The 22,385-nt window shown below is 62.1% G+C and carries 19 protein-coding genes; 14 read left to right on the forward strand and 5 right to left on the reverse strand.

What is annotated here, in order from left to right; genetic code table 11:
• Positions 1–61: 61 nt before the first annotated feature.
• Both HSW_RS15495 and HSW_RS15500 read right to left on the reverse strand, forming a co-directional pair.
• Complete coding sequence (locus tag HSW_RS15495; protein ID WP_044002657.1) at positions 62–1,798, reverse strand: pyruvate dehydrogenase complex dihydrolipoamide acetyltransferase; 1,737 nt, start codon at positions 1,796–1,798, stop codon at positions 62–64.
• A 226-nt stretch (positions 1,799–2,024) separates the two neighbouring features.
• The gene (locus HSW_RS15500; protein WP_044002658.1) at positions 2,025–2,648 is read right to left on the reverse strand and encodes a histidine phosphatase family protein; all 624 of its coding nucleotides are present in this window, start codon (positions 2,646–2,648) and stop codon (positions 2,025–2,027) included.
• Between the two features lie 207 nt (positions 2,649–2,855).
• Here HSW_RS15500 and HSW_RS15505 point away from each other — a divergent pair, with 207 nt between their 5' ends.
• From HSW_RS15505 to HSW_RS15530, 6 genes are all read left to right on the forward strand, one after another.
• Positions 2,856–3,269, forward strand: coding sequence for a hotdog fold thioesterase (locus HSW_RS15505; protein WP_044002659.1), 414 nt, complete (start codon positions 2,856–2,858; stop codon positions 3,267–3,269).
• Between the two features lie 162 nt (positions 3,270–3,431).
• Positions 3,432–4,646 carry a chorismate-binding protein gene (locus tag HSW_RS15510; RefSeq protein WP_044002660.1) on the forward strand — a complete coding sequence of 405 codons (1,215 nt, stop codon included), beginning with the start codon at positions 3,432–3,434 and terminating at the stop codon, positions 4,644–4,646.
• Positions 4,647–4,754: 108 nt separating this feature from the next.
• Positions 4,755–6,689 carry a 2-succinyl-5-enolpyruvyl-6-hydroxy-3-cyclohexene-1-carboxylic-acid synthase gene (gene menD, locus HSW_RS15515; RefSeq protein ID WP_044002661.1) on the forward strand — a complete coding sequence of 645 codons (1,935 nt, stop codon included), beginning with the start codon at positions 4,755–4,757 and terminating at the stop codon, positions 6,687–6,689.
• 26 nt (positions 6,690–6,715) lie between these two features.
• Positions 6,716–7,540, forward strand: a complete 825-nt coding sequence (gene menB / locus HSW_RS15520; RefSeq protein WP_044002662.1) for a 1,4-dihydroxy-2-naphthoyl-CoA synthase — start codon at positions 6,716–6,718, stop codon at positions 7,538–7,540.
• Positions 7,541–7,667: 127 nt separating this feature from the next.
• Entirely contained in the window at positions 7,668–8,027 is a 360-nt protein-coding gene (locus HSW_RS15525; RefSeq protein ID WP_044002663.1) for a DUF6370 family protein, read from the forward strand.
• Positions 8,028–8,346: 319 nt separating this feature from the next.
• Positions 8,347–8,901, forward strand: a complete 555-nt coding sequence (locus tag HSW_RS15530; RefSeq protein WP_197031888.1) for a DUF1266 domain-containing protein — start codon at positions 8,347–8,349, stop codon at positions 8,899–8,901.
• Positions 8,902–8,963: 62 nt separating this feature from the next.
• On the opposite strand, the gene HSW_RS15535 is transcribed toward HSW_RS15530, so the two are convergent.
• Positions 8,964–9,182, reverse strand: coding sequence for a hypothetical protein (locus HSW_RS15535; RefSeq protein ID WP_044002665.1), 219 nt, complete (start codon positions 9,180–9,182; stop codon positions 8,964–8,966).
• 148 nt (positions 9,183–9,330) lie between these two features.
• Here HSW_RS15535 and HSW_RS15540 point away from each other — a divergent pair, with 148 nt between their 5' ends.
• The 3 genes from HSW_RS15540 to HSW_RS15550 all read left to right on the forward strand — a co-directional run bounded on the left by HSW_RS15540 (position 9,331) and on the right by HSW_RS15550 (position 13,386).
• Entirely contained in the window at positions 9,331–10,461 is a 1,131-nt protein-coding gene (locus HSW_RS15540) for an AMP-binding protein (RefSeq protein WP_052346509.1), read from the forward strand.
• A gap of 237 nt (positions 10,462–10,698) precedes the next feature.
• Positions 10,699–12,873: a dipeptidyl-peptidase 3 family protein gene (locus tag HSW_RS15545; RefSeq protein ID WP_081768441.1), complete on the forward strand. Its 2,175-nt coding sequence runs from the start codon at positions 10,699–10,701 to the stop codon at positions 12,871–12,873.
• Positions 12,874–12,951: 78 nt separating this feature from the next.
• A complete protein-coding gene (locus HSW_RS15550) occupies positions 12,952–13,386 on the forward strand; it encodes a hypothetical protein (protein WP_044002666.1) in 435 nt (144 codons plus the stop codon).
• A gap of 103 nt (positions 13,387–13,489) precedes the next feature.
• On the opposite strand, the gene HSW_RS15555 is transcribed toward HSW_RS15550, so the two are convergent.
• Positions 13,490–14,185, reverse strand: coding sequence for a hypothetical protein (locus HSW_RS15555; RefSeq protein WP_155833003.1), 696 nt, complete (start codon positions 14,183–14,185; stop codon positions 13,490–13,492).
• Positions 14,186–14,336: 151 nt separating this feature from the next.
• Between HSW_RS15555 and HSW_RS15560 the strand changes: the two genes are divergently transcribed.
• Together HSW_RS15560 and HSW_RS15565 are read left to right on the forward strand one after the other, a co-directional pair.
• Positions 14,337–14,798 (forward strand): ABA4-like family protein, encoded by a 462-nt coding sequence (locus HSW_RS15560; protein WP_052346510.1) that lies wholly within the window; start codon positions 14,337–14,339, stop codon positions 14,796–14,798.
• 12 nt (positions 14,799–14,810) lie between these two features.
• Positions 14,811–15,647 (forward strand): hypothetical protein, encoded by an 837-nt coding sequence (locus HSW_RS15565; RefSeq protein WP_044002668.1) that lies wholly within the window; start codon positions 14,811–14,813, stop codon positions 15,645–15,647.
• A 49-nt stretch (positions 15,648–15,696) separates the two neighbouring features.
• Here the strand turns inward: HSW_RS15565 and HSW_RS15570 are convergent, their stop codons facing one another.
• Positions 15,697–17,241, reverse strand: a complete 1,545-nt coding sequence (locus HSW_RS15570; protein ID WP_044002669.1) for a hypothetical protein — start codon at positions 17,239–17,241, stop codon at positions 15,697–15,699.
• 460 nt (positions 17,242–17,701) lie between these two features.
• On the opposite strand from HSW_RS15570, the gene HSW_RS15575 reads away from it, so the two are divergent.
• The 3 genes from HSW_RS15575 to ilvB all read left to right on the forward strand — a co-directional run bounded on the left by HSW_RS15575 (position 17,702) and on the right by ilvB (position 22,314).
• Complete coding sequence (locus tag HSW_RS15575) at positions 17,702–18,589, forward strand: branched-chain amino acid transaminase (protein ID WP_044002670.1); 888 nt, start codon at positions 17,702–17,704, stop codon at positions 18,587–18,589.
• A 295-nt stretch (positions 18,590–18,884) separates the two neighbouring features.
• A complete protein-coding gene (gene ilvD, locus HSW_RS15580) occupies positions 18,885–20,612 on the forward strand; it encodes a dihydroxy-acid dehydratase (RefSeq protein ID WP_052346837.1) in 1,728 nt (575 codons plus the stop codon).
• The gene (ilvB, locus tag HSW_RS15585; RefSeq protein ID WP_044002671.1) at positions 20,569–22,314 is read left to right on the forward strand and encodes a biosynthetic-type acetolactate synthase large subunit; all 1,746 of its coding nucleotides are present in this window, start codon (positions 20,569–20,571) and stop codon (positions 22,312–22,314) included. Before ilvD ends, ilvB begins: the two co-directional genes overlap by 44 nt.
• The last annotated feature ends 71 nt before the right edge of the window (positions 22,315–22,385 follow it).

Consider the following 22,385-nt stretch of genomic DNA (forward strand, 5'->3'; position numbering starts at 1 on the left):
TGCCAACAAAAAAGCCAGTCCCGGCGAGGGACTGGCTTTTTTACTTTGCGGGTTAAGCAACTCAGATGAGCATACGCATAGGATCTTCCAGCAGGGATTTCACCGTCTGGAGGAAGGCCGCGCCGGTAGCGCCGTCCACCACGCGGTGGTCACAGCTCAGGGTTACCTTCATCACATTGCCGATGGCCAGTTGGCCGTCTTTTACCACGGCCGTCTGCTTGATGCCACCCACGGCCAGGATGCAGGCATCCGGCGGGTTGATGATGGCAGTAAACTCCTCGATGCCGAACATGCCCAGGTTGGAGATGGTGAAGGTGCTGCCTTCCCACTCGGCGGGCTGGAGCTTCTTGCTCTTGGCTTTGCCGGCCAGCTCTTTCACTTCCGTAGCAATGGCGGAGAGGCCTTTGCCGTCGGCGTTGCGCACCACCGGCACCAGCAGGCCTTCATCCACGGCCACGGCTACTCCGATGTTCACCACCTTGTTCTGACGAATTTTGTCGCCGAGCCAGGAGGAATTAACGGCCGGATGCTGCTTTAGCGCCACGGCGGCGGCCTTAATAACCAAATCGTTGAAGCTGAGCTTCACCGGCGACAGGGTATTGAGCTGCGTCCGCACCTCCATAGCCCGGTCCATCAGGATTTCCATCGTCAGATAGAAATGCGGGGCGGTGAACAGGCTTTCGGAGAGGCGGCGGGCAATAACCTTGCGCATCTGCGACACGGGCGTGTCGGTGTAGGTGCCATCGGCAGGCTGGGCAGCAGGAGTAGCCGGAGCAGCCGCAGGGGCCGGAGCGGGAGCAGCCGTAATAGCTTGCGGAGCCGGGGCGGCAGCGGGCTGGGCAGCTGAGGCCGGGGCGGCTGCGGCTGCGGCCGGAGCAGCTTCCAAGTCGCGGGACACGATGCGGCCGTTTTCACCTGAGCCTTTGATGGTGTTCAGGTCGATACCTTTGTCTTTGGCAATGCTCTTGGCCAGCGGCGAGGCGAAAATGCGGCCACCATTCTGGGCCGGAGCTTCGGCGGGGGCCGGAGCAGCTTCTGCTGCCGGCGCCGGGGCTGAGGTAGTAGCAGCGGCCGGAGCAGCTTCGGCGGCTACCGGAGCCGCGCTGCCGCCGCTCTGGCCGCCCAGCAGGGCCTGCACGTCGGCTCCTTCTTCGCCGATGATAGCCAGGACACCGTCAACCGCTACAGCTTCTCCTTCTTTGGGGCCGATGTAGAGCAGGGTGCCGTCTTCGTAGTTATCCAGCTCCATGGTGGCCTTGTCGGTTTCCACTTCCGCCAAAATGTCGCCGGATTTCACTTTGTCGCCTACTTTTTTGAGCCAGGCGGCAATGGTGCCCTCCGTCATCGTGTCGCTCATTTTGGGCATCCGGATGACGGTAGCTTTCTTGCCATTGCCAGCCGGGGCAGCAGCCGGGGCGGCGGGAGCCGGAGCAGCTTCCGCTTTGGGAGCTTCCGGGGCGGGCGCGGGAGTCGGAGCCGCCTCGGCTTTGGGAGCTTCCGCTACGGCCGGAGCCGGCGCGGCGGCACCGCCTCCGCTGAGCAGGGCCGAAATATCTTCGCCTTCCTTGCCTACAATGGCCAGCAAACCGTCAACGGGTACCGATTCGCCTTCTTTCGGACCGATGTGGAGCAGGGTGCCGTCCTCGTAGTTTTCGAGTTCCATGGTGGCCTTGTCGGTTTCTACCTCGGCCAGAATGTCCCCGGATTTTACTTTGTCGCCTACTTTTTTGAGCCACGAAGCAATGACCCCATCGGTCATCGTGTCGCTCATCTTGGGCATTTTTATGAGTTCGGCCATCTGCGTCGTCGTCGTTGGGTTGAGTGGGGCCAAAATTAGCCCGAAAATCCGGGGCTGCAAACGAAAGCCGTTCTTCTCAAACGACCGTTAAAACAGCGAATTTTCGCCTGAGTAAGTCCCCACTGGTCAGGAGTTTTATCAGCGGCGGCTGATCCGGCTCTTTACGCAAGATTCCGGGGCCCGGCCGTTACCATATCGATGTGTCGGTTACGGCCTGGGGCCTGCTTCATACCGTTTCCTGCAGGTGTCGCACATCCAAAAAGTTGCGTACGGTGAACATCGAGCCGGTGTAATCGAGCTGGTAGAGGCAGAGGTTGTGGTGCTCGAAGCTGTCCATCTGGCTGAGCGGATAACCCAGCAGCTGGCACAGCAGCACCCGCATGGCCCGGCCGTGCATGCACACCAGCACAGTTTTTTCGTGGGACCGACTGGTTATCAGGTCGATGACCGGGCGCTGGCGGGCGGCCACCTGGTCGGGGCTTTCGCCGCCCTGTAGGCTCAGGTGCGTCTGGCCGGCGCGCCACTGCTGCAACACGCTGAAGTACTCCTCGTCCTCCTCGGGCGTGATGCGCGTGCCTTCACGGGTACCCCAGCTGATTTCGTTGAGGCCCGCGTGCTGCTCATGCGGCAGGCCCAGTTCCAGAAACCCGCGTACCGACTGGTGGGTGCGCTGCAGCACGGAAGTGTACACCCTATCGAAGGCGACATGGCGGTAGGCCGCGAAAAAGCGGGCTGCCTGCCGGTGGCCGGCCTCGTTGAGCGAGGAATCGACGCCGCTGCCCTGCACAATGCCGCGCACGTTGAAATCCGTTTGCCCGTGGCGAATGAGGTAGATTTTTTTGACGCCCATTTCCCGCTGTTTTTGCTGGTTACGTCGTTAAAGTACGGCCTTTTCGCGCACACGGATGCTGGCTTTGTCGCGCCTAGAGCCGGCAAGCTGCGCAACACCCCGTACCTTTTCGCCCCGAAATGGTTGTCTACCGCTACCGCCAGTAAAAATTCATCCGGCTTCCGACTCTCTCGTACCGCCGGTATTCTCTCTCTTTTTCGCCCGCTAATGACGCTGGAGCAGCTTAACCACTGGGTAGGTACCCGCCCCACTCTCGCCGACGCCCTCGGCATCGAACTGACCGCCCTCACTGAAGAGTATCTGGAAGGCCGCATGCCCGTGGACGGGCGCACGCACCAGCCCATGGGCCTGCTGCACGGCGGAGCCTCGGTAGCCTTGGCCGAAACCCTGGGCAGCGTGGGCGCGGCCACTAAAATCGACCCCACCAAGCAAGCCTGCGTAGGCCTCGAAATCAACGCCAACCACCTGAAAGGCGTGCGCGACGGCCACGTTATCGGGCGGGCCACCCCTTTGCATGTGGGCCGTAGCACGCAGGTATGGGAAATCCGGATTACCCACGAGGAAACGGGCGTGCTGGTGTGCATCAGCCGCATTACCATGGCCGTTATCGACCTGAAATAAGAAGTAAGGAATAGACGTCAGAAGTCTAGTAGCTGAAAACATTGTGATGGGCCGTCTTCTTTGATTTTTGCCTTTCTGTTGTTGCCTCCCCTACCCCGATTCCTGACGCCTCCCCGCATTTTTTCCTGCTTCTAATTCCTCGCTTCCCCCAGCTTCTTTCCCATGTTGCAGCGTATTTCCTGGAAGCCGGAACTGCCGGTGGCCGCCCGGCTGCGCCGCCTGGTGGCCCTGGCTCTCACCAGCGGCCGTCCAGTGGCTTTATGGCGACTCCCGAACACCCAGCATGCCCGGCTGTGCCTGTGCCTGCGCACCGACTCGGCCTACGCAGGACTACCACCAGCCCTAGAGCCTACCGCCCCGGCCGGGTTTGCGTTTTTCCCGTTCCGCGACTCTGACCATAATCCGCCCCTGTTCCTGCCGGCCGACTTGTTTTTCGACCTGGCCCAGCCGGAGGAAATCCACGTCAGCGCGGCGGCAGCGGCCCGGTTGCCGGAGCTGCGCCAGCATTTCGCGGCGCTGCCCGAGTCGGTGGAGCTGCCTTGGCACGTAAGTCGGCAGCCCGAGCCCGCCACCGCCTCCCGCGCCGAGTACGAGGCGCTGGTAGCCGCCGGCGTAGCGGCTATTGAGACTGAAACGGTGCGCAAGGTGGTATCGAGCCGGGCGGTACGGCAGTCGCTGCCGGCCGGGTTTGATGCGCTGGCGGCATTTGAGGATTTGCAGGCCCGCTACCCCAATGCGTTTGTCTCGTTGGTGAGTGCGCCGGGTGTGGGTACCTGGCTGGGGGCTACGCCGGAAGTACTGGCGGAAATCGACGAGCAGCAGATTTTCCGGACGATGGCGCTGGCCGGCACACAGCCGCTACTGCCCGGCATGAAGCCGGCTACCGCGAAGTGGGCCGGCAAGGATCTGGAGGAACACGCCATGGTGGCCCGCTACATTGTGAGCTGCTTTAAGCAGCTGCGGCTGCGGGAGTACGATGAGCAGGGGCCGCGCACCGTGGTAGCGGGCCAGCTGCTGCACCTGCGCACCGATTTTGCCGTGCACCTGCGGGAAGTGCCTTTCCCCACTCTCGGCACCGATATGCTGCGGCTGCTGCACCCCACGCCCGCCGTGGGCGGCGTGCCCAAGCAACCGGCCCTGGAGTTTCTGCGCCACCACGAAGGTTACGACCGAGCCTACTACGCCGGTTTCCTGGGGCCCGTAAACCTGCCCGAAACCGGCGTAGCCCGCCTCTACGTAAACCTGCGCTGCCTGCAGCTCCGCCCCCGGGAAGCCATCCTCTACGCCGGCACCGGCCTCACCATCGACTCCGACCCCGCCCGCGAGTGGCAGGAGACAGAACTGAAGCTGCGCACCATCGGGGCTATTTTACAGTAGTGCGAAGTGCCATTTCGCGTATGGTTGAGCGGTTGACTTATCCTTCGTTCACCAAAAACCGTTCATTACGCTGCGCGAAGCAAAGGCTTCGTGCTACTTTTCTGGCCGATGTCCTCTCTCCAAGCTGTTCACAACATTCCCGAAATCTGCGCCCAGCTGGGTATTACTGACGTGGTGCTTTCGCCGGGCAGCCGGTGCGCGCCGCTGACCATTGCCTTTGCGCGACACCCCAAAATAAGGGTGCGGACCGTGCCCGACGAGCGGGCAGCGGCCTTTATCGGGCTGGGGCTGGCGCAGGCCCAGCGGCGGGCCGTGGCCCTGGTGTGCACCTCCGGCACGGCGGGCCTGAACTACGCGCCGGCCGTGGCGGAGGCGTATTTTCAGCAGATTCCGCTCGTCATCTTCACGGCCGACCGACCGCCGGAGTGGATTGACCAGCTTGATGGCCAGACCATCCGGCAGCATAACCTCTACGGTGCCCATGCCAAAGGCACCTTCGAATTTCCGGCTGACACCTCGCACTCGGATGCGCAGTGGCACGCGGCGCGGCTCGTGAATGAGGCCATTAATCTGGCGCAGACCAGCCCGGCCGGGCCGGTGCAGGTAAATGTGCCGCTGCGGGAGCCGTTCTACCCCAAACAAGGCGAAGAGCTGCAGTTTGTCCCGGTGAAAGTGACGCGTGAACTGCCCGGCCGCCCCCAATTATCCATCACCACACTTCAAGAACTGCACGAGGCTATTCGGAGCACCAGCCGCGTCCTGGTAGTGGCCGGTCAGCACCCCGCCGATGCCGAATTGCTGCTGGCGTTGCACCAGTTTGCCGCCGCCTACCAGGTACCCGTGGTGGGTGACTTAATTGCGAACCTGCACCTACCCGCCGCGGCCAGCTACGACCAGCGCCTGCGTCCCCTAGGCCGCCAGGATGTATTTATGGCCGTGCCGGAACCGGGCCTGAAGGAAGCACTGAAGCCGGAGCTGCTCATCACCTTCGGTCAGTCGCTGATTTCCAAGGCCCTCAAGCTGTACCTGCGCACCACCAAACCCGCCCAGCACTGGCACATTCAGGCCGCCGGCACCGTGGCCGATACATTTCAGTCGCTGACCAAAATAGTGCGGATGGAGCCGGCTGATTTCTTTGCGGCGTTTGGGGAAGCCAGTTTATCGTCACTCGAAACGGCTCAGCAGAAGCAGACAACTCGTTCGATTCCAGTTGGCCCCACCACGCGCGTGGAGCCGCAGGGATTCGAGCCCTTTGAGCCGGTGATTATTGCCCGAACGGATGCCACCCGCGTAGCGCCCGGCCCTACCCGGCTGCTGTGGCCTGGCACTGCGACCCAGCTCACCGACACCGAAGCCTCGGCCAAAGCGGCTTACCTCAAGCCTTGGCTGGCCGCCGAAAACTGGGCCGCCGGCTTCCTGCAGGAGTTCATGCACCAGCCCACGCAGCCGTTCAACGAGTTTACGGCCATCCACCGGGCGTTGCAGCACCTGCCCGATGGCACGGCCCTGCACTTGGCCAACAGCATGGCTGTGCGCTACGCCAACATTCTTGGGGTGCCGCCGGGCCAGCAAGTGGAGGTGTTTGCCAACCGGGGCACCAGCGGTATTGATGGCTGCACCAGCACAGCGGTGGGCGCGGCCTTGGCCCGGCCGCAACGGCCGGTCGTGCTGCTTACCGGCGACGTGGCGTTTTTCTATGACCGCAACGCCTTCTGGCACAATTACCCTACTCCCAACCTGCGCGTGGTACTGCTCAACAACCACGCCGGCGGCATTTTCCGGCTGATTGACGGGCCGCGCCAGCAGCCGGAACTGGAGGAGCTTTTCGAAACGAGCCAGCCGCTACGCGCCGAGAATACGGCCCGGGATTTTGGGCTGCACTACTTCCCGGTTTCTACTTTTGCTGAACTAGAGTCGGCGCTACCGGTTTTCTTTGCAGCCGAAACCGGCGCGGCGCTGCTGGAAATCACCACCGACAGCCCTACCAACGCCGACTTCTTTGAACGATACCGCGCGGCGGTTCGCACGTCTTTCTCTACTTAACTTTAACTAAGGTAACTGCCCCTTTTATGGCCGAACAACTTACCTGGACTCCGATTAAGGAGTTCCGCGAAATCCTCTTCACCCAGCACGGAGGTATCGCCAAAATCAGCATCAACCGCCCGCAGGTGCATAACGCCTTCACGCCGCTCACGGTGCAGGAGATGATTGAGGCCATGCGCATCTGCCAGGACCGCACCGATATCGGCGTCATCATCCTCACGGGCGAGGGCGGCAGGGCCTTCTGCTCGGGCGGCGACCAGAGCGTACGTGGCCACGGCGGCTACGTGGGCGAGGACACTGTGCCCCGCCTGAACGTATTGGAACTCCAGAAAATCATCCGCTCCATCCCCAAGCCGGTGGTAGCCATGGTGGCTGGTTGGGCCATTGGGGGCGGCCACGTGCTGCACGTCGTCTGCGACTTGAGCATTGCCGCCGATAACGCCCGTTTCGGCCAGACCGGCCCGAATGTGGGTTCGTTTGATGGTGGCTTCGGTGCCTCCTACCTCGCCCGCGTGGTGGGTCAGAAGAAGGCCCGCGAAATCTGGTTCCTCTGTGACCAGTACGATGCGCAGGAAGCTCTCGATATGGGCCTTGTAAACAAAGTAGTGCCGCTGGATAAGCTGGAGGAAACCACCGTGGCCTGGTGCCACAAAATCCTCCAGAAAAGCCCCCTGGCCCTGCGCATGCTCAAATCCAGCTTCAATGCTGAGCTGGATGGGCAGGCCGGCATTCAGGAGCTGGCCGGCAACGCTACGCTGCTGTACTACCTCTCGGAAGAAGCCAAGGAAGGCCGCAACGCCTATATGGAAAAGCGCCAGCCCGATTTCTCGAAGTACCCCAAGTTTCCGTAACGGTACAGTTTCATTCTGGCAATAAAAATGGCTCGCCCTGGCTTTGGGGCGGGCCATTTTTCGTGAAGTGGGTTGCTGGTTTAGCCTTACCTTGTGGCCCGATTCAGCTCCTTACTTCCGCTGTCCTATGAAATCGTTGCTGCTGTTGCTCGCCTTGCTTGCTTTCTCCCCTGCCCGGGCGCAATCGGCCGGGCCAGCCGCCGTGGTTCAGGCCGCTCCCGATCCGGCTAAACCTGTGCAAACGGTAGAAGCCTCCTGCGGCCAATGCCGCCTAGGCCTGCCTGGTAAGAGCTGCGACCTAGCCGTGCGCTTCGACGGCAAAGCCTACTTTGTGGATGGCACCACCATCGACGCCCACGGCGACGCCCACGCCAAGGACGGTTTTTGCCAAGCTATTCGGAAGGCTGAGGTACAAGGCCAAGTTGTGAACAACCGATTTGTGGCCTCGTATTTTCGGCTCCTCCCTGAGCCTGCGGCAGTCAAATAGCCCCGCAGCTTTTCCGCATCCCGCCTAGCTATCCGCGCAGACCGGCCTCCGTAGGCCGGTCTTTTTGTTTTCGTAGTATTACCGCTGCTGCGTGTAGCGCCGATGCGCGGAGCCAGCACGGCGGAGTTTCTATGCTACCCCTACTTACCCCCATCATTGTATGAAGCGCGTTATCGATTTTCTCCTTAACCTGACCCCGACTCGTCGCCGGGCAGTTGCTCTCGAAAAAACGAACCTCCGCATTTATGGGGCCCGTGACTTAGAGTTCTACGATCTTAGGGCTCCGACACGGGTTTTGAACCCGGTAGAAATTCGCGGAATGGCTGGCGGGCTACCACTGTTCTTCTGGTCCGATGTACCTATTTCTCTCCTGGCCCAACTCAAGCCCGCAGAGCTGACTCAGCGCAAAGAATCTATGGTAGAATGGTGGGGAATTGCTGATACAGAGCAGGCCCTTGGTATTCTCAACTGGCTGAAGCAGGAAGGCCACCGCCAGAAGTACCAGAAATTATTGAAGCAGAATTCGCTGCACTGGCACCGAGTGTTCGAGGCGCATCCGCTGCCGGCCGTAGGGGCCGTGCAGAACATTGCCGCCTGGGACCATGTGCGCTCAGTATGCGTGGCCCGCTGGTCCTACGATTACGGCTATATCTCCTGGGAGCAGGCCTGGCCATTCATTGACGCCGCCACCCACCTAGCTTTGCGCGACTTCGATTCGTGGGAAAGCTTTGCCGCCAGCTTTCTGGCCGGCCGCCTGATGTGGTCACCCGAGAGTGAGTCGCACGGCGACCTAGCAGAAATAGTTACGTATTTAGTAAAGTCGCCGGATAGCCCGTGGCGGTATGTGGCTTGGCATGATTACCCGCCCCGATAGTAGCCTAGTGCCCGCGCGCTGCTGCTTCCGGTTAGCCTGTCAACTATCCGGCTCCGGCCGTTTTAAAATATCGACCCATAGGCCTCGCAGCCGGCGCACCACCCGAAGAAATTTCGCAGCCGCTCGTCCTTGGCCAGTTTCTTGCGCTGCTTGCGGGCACGACGGGCGGCTTCCAGGGCCTCGGGGGCGGGGGAGGATACCACCTGCTGTCGAAACGTGAGGTAGCGGCGAAAAACGCAGGTTTTGAAGCCGGCAAATGGGCTGGGGACGAAGGCGTTCATGACCGGAGGGAGTTGGTATACTCTGAGAAGTTACCGTTTTAATCCCCTCAATGTCAAGGCTGAGCATATTTTTCCGGCCCGGCTGCCGGGAGATTCGTAGGCAGTTGCGGTTCTTGCTGTCAAATCGTTGCCCTTTTCCGCTTTCCTTATGTCCGACGCTGCTGCTTCCGCTGACCTGCTTCTGCCCGATTCCCTGTTGCTCAACGGCCGTGAGTTTCGCTACGCTGATATTCAGCAGTACCCCGCCCGCACCCCCCAGGACCTGAACGGCTACGAAGCCCGGGTGCTGGATTTCGTGCGTCAGTGGTTGAACGGGGCCCAGGAATTCGGCCTGCGTACCTCCGGCTCCACGGGCCAGCCCCAACTGATTCAGCTGAAGCGGCGGCAACTGGAAGCCTCTGCCCGCCGCACCGGAGACTACTTCGACCTGGGTCCTGGCGACCGGATGCTGGTGTGTCTGAACTGTGAGTTTGTGGGCGGGCTGATGATGCTGGTGCGCGGCCTGGAACGGCGTATGCACCTGACCATTGTGGAGCCCCACGCCGACCCGCTGGCCCTAGTGCCCGCCGCGGCCGAGTTCGATTTTACCTCCTTCGTGCCCCTGCAGCTGCGGGCGGTGCTGGCCGCTGGCCACGCCGCGCGTCTGAACCGCCTGAAGGGCATTCTGGTGGGCGGCGCGGCTGTGGAACGCAGTCTGGAAAAGGAGATTCAGCAGTTGCGCGTACCGGTGTACGTGACGTATGGCATGACAGAAACAGCCTCCCACATTGCCCTGCGCCGCCTCAACGGCCCGGCGGTGCAGCCCACGTACCAGGTGCTGCCGGGCATTACGGTGGCGCAGGACGCGCGCGGCTGCCTCACGGTGCGCGCCGACGTCACCGAAAACCAGCTCATCACTACCAACGACCAGATTGCGCTATCCGAGGACGGCCGCAGCTTCGAGTGGCTGGGCCGGGTGGATTTCGTGATAAACACAGGCGGCGTGAAGGTGCAGGCCGAAAAGGTGGAGCAGGTGCTGGAAGTAGCCCTTACCGAGCTAGACCTAAGCCGGCGTGCCTTCGTGGCGGGCCGCCCCGACAAGCGCCTAGGCGAGCAGGTCACGGCTTTCCTGGAAGGCCCCAAGCTGACGGCCGCCCAGCAGGAACACCTGCAAACCCTGCTCAGCCAGCGCCTGGGCAAGTACGAAGTGCCCCGCGCCCTGGTCTTCGTGCCCGAGTTCCGCACCACCGCCTCCGGCAAACTCGACCGCCCCGCTACGCTGCGGAAAGTGAATGGGTGAATGGTGAGGTTGTAAAGTGGTGAGGTTGTGTCATCCTGAGCGGAGCGAAGGACCTTACCACGCCTGAACGATTAGCGTGCAAACGACTTGTTCACGCGTAGTAAGATCCTTCGCTCCGCTCAGGATGACACAACCTCACAACTTCACCATTTCACCACTTCACAAACTCACCACTTCCCCTTTGATATGTGAAATTATCCGTTGATTTGTGCAAGTTCTCCCCCTTGTTCTGCTTTCATGAATCGTACACGTTTATCAGCGGCGGCCCTATTGGTTGTTTCCCAATTGGGCGGCGGCTGCGCCAGCACTACCCGCACTACCTCTCCCCCCGCTCCTACCGCCGTTAGCGCCGCCCCCGTCGAGGCCGAGCCGCAACCGGCTACCCCTGCCGCCGCACTGGCTGCCCCCGCTACCCCGGCGGCCCCACCGTTTCAGGTAGTTACCGAACAGTTTGCCGACCTGCGGATTCTGCGCTACCAGGTGCCGGGCTTCGAGGCGCTGGAGCCCCAGCAGAAGGAGCTGCTGTATTACCTCTACGAGGCGGCCCTGAGCGGGCGCGACATCATTTACGACCAGAACTACAAGCACAACTTACGGGTGCGCCGCACGCTGGAAGCCGTGTGGAAGGCCAACGAGGAGCGCCGCACCGCCAGCACCAGCCAGCAGCAGATCGACCAGGCCACCAAGTTTGCCACTTACGCCAAGCGCGTGTGGTTCAGCAACGGCATCCACCACCACTACAGCACCCGCAAGTTTGTGCCCGAGTGCACACCGGCCTACTTCAAGGAGCTGATTTTCGCCACCGACTCCAAACTGCTGCCGCTGGAGCCGGGCGAATCGGTGACGAAGTTTTTGGCGGCCATGACGCCCATTCTGTTCGACCCGAACGTGGCGCCCAAGCGGGTAAACCAGGAGGCCGGCAAGGACCTGGTGAAAACCTCCGCCAGCAACTTCTATGAGGGCCTGACCCAAGCCGAGGTGGAGGCGTTCTACAAGAAGAAAATCAACCCCAAAGACCCGCAGCCGGTATCCTACGGCCTGAACTCCAAGCTGGTGAAGGACCGCCAGGGCCGCGTGCAGGAGCGCAAGTGGATGACCGAGGGCATGTACGACAAGGCCCTCACCCAGGTGGTATTCTGGCTGGAAAAGGCCATTACCGTGGCCGAAACGCCCGAGCAGAAGCTGGCCCTGCAGAAGCTGGTGCAGTTTTACCACTCCGGCGACCTGCGCAAATGGGACGAGTACAACGTGGCCTGGGTGCACGACACGCAAAGCCTCACCGACGTGGTAAACGGCTTTATTGAGGTGTACGGCGACCCGCTGGGCTACCGCGCCAGCTACGAGTCGGTGGTATCTTTCAAGGATGTGGAAGCTACCAAGCGCATCAAGGCCATCGGCGACGAGGCCCAGTGGTTTGAGGACAACTCTCCCATCAAGCCCGAGCACAAGAAGAAGAACGTCATTGGTATTACGGCCAAGGTGATTACCACCGTGGTGGAAGCCGGCGACGCAGCCCCCAATACGCCCATCGGTATCAACCTGCCCAACGCCAGCTGGATCCGGAAGGAGCACGGCTCGAAGTCGGTGAACCTGGGTAACATTGTGGATGCCTACAGTGCCGCCGACGCCGGCGGAATGCTGGATGAGTTTGCTTTCGATGAGGCCGAAAAGCAGCGCGCCCGCCAGTATGCCGCGTTGGCCGGCAAGCTCCACACCGATATGCACGAGGTAATCGGGCACGCTTCGGGCCAGCTCAACAAGGGCGTGGGCACACCCAAGGAAACGCTGAAAAGCTACGCCTCGGCCCTGGAAGAAGCCCGCGCCGACCTGGTGGCTCTCTACTACCTGCCCGATGCCAAGCTGAGCCAGCTGGGCGTGCTGCCGGCCGGCGGCGAGGTAGCCCGGGCCGAGTACGACAATTACATCCGTAACGGCTTGCTAACCCAGCTGGTGCGCCTCAAGCTGGGCGAAACCGTAGAGGAAGCCCACATGCGCAACCGCCAGATGGTGGCCAAATGGGCCTTTGAGAAGGGCCAGAAAGACAAGGTGATTGGACGCGTCACGCGCGAGGGCAACACCTACTTCCGGGTAAACGACTACGAGAAGCTGCGCGGCCTGTTTGGGCAGCTGCTACGGGAGCTGCAGCGCATCACCAGTGAGGGCGACTACGCCGCCGGCAAGGCCCTCATCGAAACCTACGGCGTGAAAGTGGACCCCGCCCTGCACAAAGAGGTGCTGGCACGTTACCAGAAGCTCAATATTGCACCCTACGCCGGCTTCATTCAGCCCCGCTTGGTGCCCGTGGTCAAGGACGGTAAAATCACGGACGTGAAGGTGGAATACCCGACTGATTTCTCCCAGCAGATGCTGGATTACGGCCGCAAATACCGCCTGCTGCCCAACTTCAACTAAGTCGGCGGGTTGTAAGCTCTCAATGGGGCTTGCAACCCGCTTTTTTTGCGCACTTTTCGTCCCCAACCACTCACCATCATGAAACAGATCTTCTCCACGTTGCTGCTGGCTGCCACGCTGGTGGGCGGCGCCACCCAGGCCCGCGCCCAATCGACCCCACCCCCGCGCCCGGTGCAGCCCGAGCCGGAACGCTATGAGTTCTGTGAGCTGATGCGTACCGGCTTCGTAAACGTGGGCAAGCCCGAAAAAGAGAAGTCGGGCGATATTTACGTTGACTTCGGCTATGGCTACGAGAAGCTGGGCGGCTCGGAGCAGGTAGTGCGCGAGGCCGGCAAGATTCAGGTATTTGCCACTACTATCAGCGCCATCAATTACATGGGCAGTCGGGGTTGGGAAATCGTGCAGATTCTGGAGCAGCCCATCAACTACTCCAAGGGCGAGCCCAACGAGTACGTGCGCCGCTACGTGCTGCGCCGGCCCCTGTCAGCCAAAGGCGTAGCCAGCCCCCGGTAGCTTTTTTGAAAGTCAACGGAGAAAGTAAAAAGCCAACGCCCTGCCTGTCGTCTTGAGCATTCCGCGCATCGCGGCGGCGAAGGACGACAGGCAGGGCGTTGGCTTATTTGCGCTCCAACCCTTTCTGGGAAAACAGCCGCTCGTGGCCGCGTACTACTTTGATGAAGTCGCCGAGAAAGAGCTTGACGCGGCCGAAGAAGATGTAGCCGCTGATTTGGTCTTCGGGTAGCTCGCCGGAGGCAAACACCTGCCGGTAGCCCGTGCCCGCCCCAATGCCTACCCACCGAAAAATGCGGTAGTGCGCCGCAATAGAAGGCTCTACTAGGTACAGAATACGATTATTGGTGCGCCGCACGCCGCCATCGGGAAAGGTATATTTGGTGTAATAATTCCCGATGCCGACCTGCAGCGGCAAACTCAGCTCCCAGCGCGGGTTCCCGATGAACACGTACTCGCCGTAGCCGGCCAGGTAGCGGAAGCGCACCTCGTCGCGGGTGCCGGCGGGCGTACCTATTGGTTGGGGCACGCGGGTGGGTACGCCGCCCGAGAGGCGGTACACACCCAGGCCGGCCCGCCACCGGCCGCGCCACTCAATGCCACCTTTCACCCCGTTGATGCCCACCACTTTGCCATTGAGAATGGAGAAGCGCTGGTCGAACTGAAACACGGCCCGCCGGTGCGACTGGCGCACGAAGGTGGTGTCATCGGTTCCGGCCGGCAGTGGGCCGGCCAGGGCTACTGCTGGGGCCAGCAACAGCCCAAATCCAACCAGTACGTTTCGTAAACAAGCAGCTTCCACGGCCCAAAGGTACGGCCGGACGCCGCAGTGGTTGTCGTTTCGCCCCACCGGCTTGCCGCTTCAGCTTACCAGCCGACCGCTTCACCCGGGTTTGCGCAGGTATAGTACGGGCTTTCGTGCATGTTTACGACACCAAACCAACCTGCTACCTATGTCGCTGACCCCTGACTTTCTGTTTTCCCTGGCCAACCCGATAGCCTTGCTGGGCTGGGCGCTGCTGGGGCTGGCCCCGCGCTGGCGCCTCACCCAGCGGCTGGTACTGAACGGGGCACTGCCGCTTGTGCTGGCTGGCTGCTACTCGTTGCTCATCGGCAGCCATTATCTGGGGCCGCACGCCCGGGAAGGCGGCTTCAGTACCCTCACCGATGTGGCCGCGCTGTTCCACAACCCCTGGGCGCTGCTAGCGGGCTGGGTACATTACCTGTGCTTTGATCTGTGCTTGGGGATTTGGGAAAGCCGGGATGCGCGGCGGCGCGGGGTGCCCCACCTGCTACTAGTCCCCTGCCTGCTGCTCACGTTTCTGTTCGGGCCGGTGGGGCTGCTGCTCTACGCCCTGGTGCGGCGCTTTTACGGCCGCGAGGAAAAAGTTGCTGCTCCGGTTCTTCCATCTTAACGTTTCCTTGTCATGTCGGCTACCCTACCTCTGCCCACGGCCGCGCTGGCGGCGTTGATGCCCGTTTCTACTTGGCTGCGCGTGCTGCACCGCGCCAACCCCGTGCTGGCCTGGGCTGGCTGGCTGCACGTAGCGCTGCTGCTGCTGGCCCTGGTGCTGCTCACCTTCGACCACCGCCTCGTTACTGGCCTGCCCGTCTGGGTGAAGCCGGCCAAATTTGCCCTTTCCGGCCTGCTCTACCTTTGGACGCTGGCTTGGCTCCTGGCCGATTTGCCAGCCCCAGCCAACGGGGCCGTACGCCTCGTCAGCGGGGCCGCTGCCCTGAGTATGGTGGTGGAAATGGCCTGCATCTTCCTGCAGGCGGCCCGGGGCACCACCTCGCACTACAACGGTGCCACCGCCTTCGATGGCCTGGTGTTCGGGCTGATGGGCGTGTTCATTCTAGTCAATACCCTGGCCACCATCTGGGCCGTTTACCTGGTGTGGCACTACCAGCCCCACGGCCCGGCGGGCTACGTGTGGGGTGTGCGGCTGGGGCTGCTGGTGTTTCTAGTGGGCTCGGTGCTGGGCGGCGTCATGATCCGGCTGGGCCAGCACACCGTGGGCGCCCCCGACGGCGGCCCCGGCCTGCCCGGCCTAGGCTGGAGCACTCGCGCCGGCGACCTGCGCCTGGCCCATTTCCTGGGCATGCACGCCCTACAGGCGCTGCCGCTGCTGGGCTGGGCGCTCAGCTACTGGCAGCCGCGCCACGCCGGCCTGCTTACCTGGCTGGGTACCGCCGTGTACGTAGGTGCCGTTGCCGCCCTGTTCATCCAGGCCATGCGCGGGGTGCCGGTGGTGAAGTGGTGAGGTAAAAAGCGTCATTGCGAGCGGAGCGAAGCAATGACTTAGTGCTGCCTTACTTCAACCCGCGGAATTTGCGGCGGATGATTTCCTGCACGGGCACGTTTTCTATTTTGCTTTCCAGCCAGGAAATGATGTCGAGGTAGATGAATGGGCGACGCTCGTAGGGGTTCTCGGCAATCCGGATCAGCTGGTTTTTCAGTTTGATGAAGGCGTCCTTGAGTTGAAAAGGGGCTATGCCGCCGAGGTTGCGCAGGAATTTGAAGATGGCCTCCTGCATCTGCTGCTGGTCGTTCATCTTGCCCAGAAAGCGGTACACGGAGCGGATCTGGTACTCCAGGGCTTCGTCGCGGCCGGCTTCGTAGTGGGCAATCAGGTTCAGGATGCGGGCAAAGCACTGAATATCCTCACGCAGACTGGCTTCCTTGAAGTGAATAATCTTTTCCAGGTACTCGATGGCCTGCTCCGGCTTGCCGCTGCCGAAGTACAGGCTGGCAATCTTGTAGTAGAACACCAGGCGGCGGTGCGAGTCCAGCTGTAGCCGGAACCGCTCCAGGTTTTCCAACAACTCGGGCACGATGCGCAGGCCTTCCGTGAACTGCCCGCGCAGGAAATAGCCGTTGAGGCGGTTGGTATAGATGTAGAGGAACAGCAGCGCCTCAATATTCGGATTAGTGCGCCGGTCGGGGTCGGCAGCATAGATTTCCAGCTGCCCCAGCACCCGCTCAAAGCGGCTGTGATAGAGCATATTGTACGTAGTCACCAACAGGTTATGCAGCCCCTTGATGTAGAGCATGGGCTGCTGCTCGCGCATCAGGTCGTTGTCCTCGAACAGGTCCACCCACTTTTGCGCGTAGCGGAAGCAGAGCCGGAAATTCTGGGTGATGGTGTAGTACCAGACGTGGGCCTGATAATAGTATAGCTGCTCGAAAAAGCTGGCCTGACGCGGGTCCAGCGGCGGCAGGTCCTGACGGAAATACGCCGTTATCTTCTCGTAATCCTGCTGGTTGCGGGTGTGCCCGATTTTGAGGTAGCGCCCGTACATGCGTAGTGCCAGGTTCGACAGCTCATGCTCCCGGCCCACGTGCGCCACAGTATCAGTAGCCTCGTCGGATAACTGCCGGGCCCGCCCCCGGATGCTGCGCGTGATGTACTGGCCCTCAATTAGCTTCTCAAACTCCAGGGCTAGCAGCACAATGTGGCGCATTTCGGCCTGCAACGCCACGGCTTTCACTTTTTCCAGCATGCGCAGGCTGTGTTGGTAGAGGCCCCGGTTGTAGAGCACCCGGGCGAAATCCAGCTGCTCGTGCAGCTGAATATCGAGGTTGTGGCCGGCGTGGTACATGCGCAGACTGGAGAGTAGCTGCCGGTACAGATTCGCCTTGAGGTTGGCTACTTGCACTTTTTTGATGGCCGGCACCTGAGCCAGCATCCGCTCCTCATCATAGCGCTCCTGCCCGTCGAGGGCATCGAACAACTGCAGAAACTTCAGGCCTTCGGTAGAGCCCTGGCGGTTGGCAAACAGGCGGAAGTGCCGCTTTTCGGTGCGGGTCAGAGACTTAATCAGCTGGAAAACCGAGTCGGTGCTTTCGTTGGGCATTGTACGCAGTCAAAATTCAATTAACTTATTACCAGTCTATTATGCACGTAAAATCATTTTTTAGAAATAGTAAGAAAGCCGGAAGAAAGTTTGAGTGCCCTTGACGCAGGCCGGTACTTGCAGACATCATTCAGCCGTAAAGATGCCATGTCAGCGCAATTCTCCACCTTCTGGGCCACACTATTTTCCAACCTCGCGCAAGCCGGCTGGCGCGCCACCATGCTGAGCGCAGCTCCGGCGGGCGGCGCCGTGCACGGTTCCTACGCTCTGGTCCGAATAGAATCAAACCAAGGCATGGCCCGGCCAATACCAAGCACCTCCTTTCCCTTCCTGCTCCGCTAACTCCGGCAGGCGGCCGTGCGGACCGCGGGGGGCAAGAGCAGGGCCGCCAGCCGGTCCTGACTTCCCCCCGCCCGGCCGGCCTTGTGGTGCTTCGTTCTTACTCCCGTTTTCGTTGCTCATGTATTATTCCGCTGATACCGTTGCCTTCCTGGATGGCGAATTTGTTCCGGCCGCGCAGGCTACCTGCGGCGTGTATGCCCAGTCGTTGCACTACGGCTACGCCGTTTTTGAGGGTATCCGGGCCTACAGCACGCCCGCCGGGCCGCGCATTTTCAAGGCCGAGGAGCACTTCGAGCGCCTGCACTACTCCTGCCGGGCTATCGGGCTGCCGCTGGCGTACTCAGTGGAGGAACTCACCCGCATCAGCTACGAGGTGCTGGAGCGCAACGGCCTGACGGATGCCTACATCCGGCCGCTGGTGTTTGCCGGCGCGCCCAACATGAGCCTAAAGGCGGCCAGCACCAGCAATGTGCTGGTAGCCGTGTGGGAATGGGGCAAGTATCTGGGCGACCAAAGCCTGCGCCTCACCGTCTCGCCGTACGAGCGGCCCAACCCCAAGGCCGTGCCCATCGAGGCTAAAGTGGCGGGACACTACGTAAATTCCATCATTGCCAGCACCGAGGCCAAAGGCCGGGGCTACGACGAGGCCCTGCTGCTGGACATGCACGGCCACGTCGCCGAAGGTCCCGGGGCCAACTTCTTCTTTGAGCGCCAGGGTGAGCTGGTTACGCCCCCGGCCGGCAGCATTCTGCGCGGCATCACCCGCAACACCATCATCGACCTGGCCCGCGAAGCCGGCATCACCGTCACGGAGCGGTTTTTCGGCCCCGAGGAGTTGCGCACCGCCGAGGCCGCCTTCATGACGGGCACCGCCGCCGAGGTTATCGGCATTGCCTCGGTGGATGATGTGGTGTTCGAGCGCCCCTTCCAGCAAACCATTGGTGGCATGCTGGCCCGGCATTATCACGCACTGGTGACGGGGCAGTCGGTAGGCGTGGCGCTGTAGAGACGCGACACTTCGCGTCTCGGCGTCAGAACAACAACGGCTGCACAGTAAGTCAACCTCCAACGCAACAACCTCAGCAACGACGAGACGCGAAGTGTCGCGTCTCTACAACCACTAACCCCGGCGGCCTCCTCTGCCAATCGGCAGGCTCCCTCTCTCCCCCTGGAGAGGGGGCCGGGAGGTGAGACGACCCGCCTGGACGAAGCGGTAGAGATGCTTCGCGGGGCTCAGCATGACGTTCTTTTTTTCTGCCTGCATACTACGCACTAAGCACCAGGCACTACCCCCTACCATCATGGCCCTCAACAAATACAGCCGCATTTACACCCAGGATGACAGTCTGCCGGCCTCGCAGGCCATGCTGATTGGCTCCGGTATTGCGGAGGCCGATTTGCGCAAGCCGTTCGTGGGCATCTGCTCCACGGGCTTCGAGGGCAACACCTGCAACATGCACCTCAATCAGCTGGCCGACGCGGTGAAGCAGGGCGTGCAGGAGCAGGATTTGGTGGGGCTGCGCTTCAATACCATCGGCATTTCGGACGGCATCACCAACGGCACACCGGGCATGCGCTACTCGCTGGTGTCCCGGGAAATCATTGCCGATTCCATTGAGGCCATGGCCGGGGCCCACAACTACGACGCCCTGGCCTGCGTGGTGGGCTGCGACAAAAACATGCCTGGGGCCCTCATTGCAATGGCCCGCCTCAACCGCCCCAGCCTGATGGTGTACGGCGGCACCATCCGGGGCGGCACGTTCAAGGGGCAGCAGCTCAACATTGTGTCGTGCTTTGAGGCGTATGGGCAGAAATTGCAGGGGCAAATTTCGGACGAGGATTACCGCGGCATCATCCGCAACGCCTGTCCGGGCCCGGGAGCCTGCGGGGGCATGTACACGGCCAACACCCTGGCCGCCGCCATCGAAACGCTGGGTCTGAGCGTGCCCTACTCCTCGTCGGCCCCGGCCGAAAGCGCCGAGAAGCAGCAGGAATGCCGCAGCACCGGCGCGTACCTGCGCCGCCTGCTGGAGCTGGACCTCAAACCCCGCGACATTCTGGTGCGCGAGGCCTTCGAAAACGCCATGGTGGTGACTACCGTGCTGGGCGGCTCCACCAACGCCGTGCTGCACCTCATAGCCATTGCCCACGCCGCCGGCGTGCAGCTCACGCTCGAAGACTTCCAGGCCGTGAGCGACCGGACGCCGGTGCTGGCCGACCTCAAGCCCAGCGGCAAGTACCTGATGGAAGACCTTTCGGCCCGGGGCGGGGTGCCGGCCGTGCTCAAAACCCTGCTCAACGCCGGCCTGCTCCACGGCGACCTGCTGACCGTAACGGGCCGCACTTTGGCCGAAAACCTGGCCGACGTGGCCCCGCTAGGTCCCGAGCAGGACATTCTGCGCCCCGCCAGCAACCCCATCAAGCCCGACGGCCACATTCAGATTTTGTACGGCAACCTGGCCCCCCGGGGCGCAGTGGCTAAGATTACCGGCAAGGAAGGCACCCGCTTCGCCGGCCCGGCCATCGTGTTCGACTCAGAGGAAGAGCTGAACGAGGGCATTGTGCAGGGCCTGATTCAGCCGGGCCACGTGGTCGTCATTCGGTACGTGGGGCCCAAGGGTGGGCCGGGCATGCCCGAGATGCTCAAACCCACGTCGGCCATCATCGGGGCTGGGCTGGGCGACAAAGTGGCCCTGCTAACCGACGGCCGATTTTCGGGCGGTACCCACGGCTTCGTTATCGGACACGTGAGCCCCGAGGCTTACGACGGCGGCCCGCTGGCCCTGGTGGAAAACGACGACTGGATTACGCTGGACGCCGCCGCCAACACCATCGACGTGGCCCTGAGCGACGAACAGCTGGCCCTGCGCCGCCAGCAGTGGCAGCAGCCCGCGCCCCCGGTCAGCCAGGGCGTGCTGCTGAAATACATCCGCACCGTGAGCGACGCCAGCCACGGCTGCATCACCGACTTAGCCGACCACCGCCATGTTCCCGAACCCGCAGCTTCAATCCGCGCCAGCCTCGCCTGAGGCCCTGGCCGTCCCGCAGGTATCCGGTGCCGTGGCCCTGTTGCAGGGCCTGGTGGCCGAGGGCGTGGATACGATTTTCGGCTACCCCGGCGGGGCCATCATCCCCATTTATGATGCCCTGTACGATTTTCAGGAGCAGCTGAACCACGTGCTCGTGCGCCACGAGCAGGGCGGGATTCACGCCGCCCAGGGCTACGCCCGGGCTTCGGGGCGGGTGGGCGTGGTGTTTGCCACCAGCGGCCCCGGTGCCACCAACCTGGTAACCGGTCTGGCCGATGCCCAGATTGACTCCACGCCGCTGGTGTGCATCACGGGGCAGGTGTTTGCGCATCTGCTGGGTACTGACGCCTTCCAGGAAACCGACATTCTGAACATCACCACGCCTGTTACCAAGTGGAACCACCAGATAACGGACGCCCGGGACATTCCGGCCGCGCTGGCCAAGGCCTTCTACATTGCCCGCAGCGGCCGGCCCGGCCCGGTGCTGCTGGACATCACCAAAAACGCCCAGCTGCAGCTTTTCGAGCACGCCGGCTACGAGCCCTGCACCCACATCCGCAGCTACCGGCCCCGGCCCGTGGTGCGCCCCGAGTACGTGCAGCGCGCCGCCGAGCTAATCAACCAGGCCCAGCGCCCGTTGGTGCTCTGGGGCCAAGGCGTGCTGCTGGGTAGCGCGGAAGCTGAGTTCCGGGAGTTCATCGAAAAAAGCGGCATTCCGGCGGCTTGGACGATTCTGGGAGCCGGGGCCCTGCCCACAGGCCACCCGCTGAACGTGGGCATGCTGGGCATGCATGGCAACTATGGCCCCAACGTCCTGACCAACGAGTGCGACGTGCTCATTGCCATCGGCATGCGCTTCGACGACAGGGTAACAGGCCGCCTCGACAAATACGCCCGCCAGGCCCAGATCATCCACCTCGACATCGACCCCACCGAAATCGACAAGAACGTAACGGCCACCGTACCGGTGTGGGGCGACTGCAAAGAAACCCTGCCCCTACTCACGCAGCTGGTAGCCGCCCGCCAGCACCCGGCATGGCGCCAACGCTTCCGCGACCATGACGCCGAGGAAGTAGCCGCCGTGATTCAGGACGAGCTATTCCCGACCCAGGACGAGCTGACCATGGGCGAGGTGATTCACCAGCTCAACCAGCTGACCCAGGGCGAGGCCATTATCGTGACGGATGTGGGCCAACACCAGATGGTAGCCTGCCGGTACGCCCGCCTCAACCACCCGCGCCTGAGCATTACCAGCGGCGGCCTGGGCACCATGGGCTTTGCGCTGCCGGCCGCCATCGGGGCCAAGTATGGCGCACCGCATCGCACGGTGGTGGCCGTCATCGGCGACGGGGGTATTCAGATGACGATTCAGGAGCTGGGCACCATCATGCAAACCGGCATCGAGGTAAAGATTCTGCTGCTCAACAACCAGTTTCTGGGCATGGTGCGGCAGTGGCAGGAGCTCTTCCACGAGCGGCGCTACTCCGCCGTAGAAATTGCTAGCCCCGACTACGTGACGGTAGCCAACGGCTACGGTATTGCCGCCCGCCGCGTGGAGCACCGCCCCGATCTGCAACCCGCCCTCCGCCAGTTGCTGTCGCACCCCGGCTCCTTCCTGCTGGAAGTGCGCGTGACCCGCGAAAACAACATCTTCCCGATGGTACCCCAGGGCTGCGGCGTGGGCGAAATCCGGTTGAAGTAACGTGTCATTGCGAGGAGGCACGACGAAGCAATCCTTCCTTCTCACAGCGCCTCACCTCGAACCAAGACAAA

Origin of the sequence: Hymenobacter swuensis DY53 (genome assembly GCF_000576555.1) — a bacterium.
Lineage (GTDB): Bacteria > Bacteroidota > Bacteroidia > Cytophagales > Hymenobacteraceae > Hymenobacter > Hymenobacter swuensis.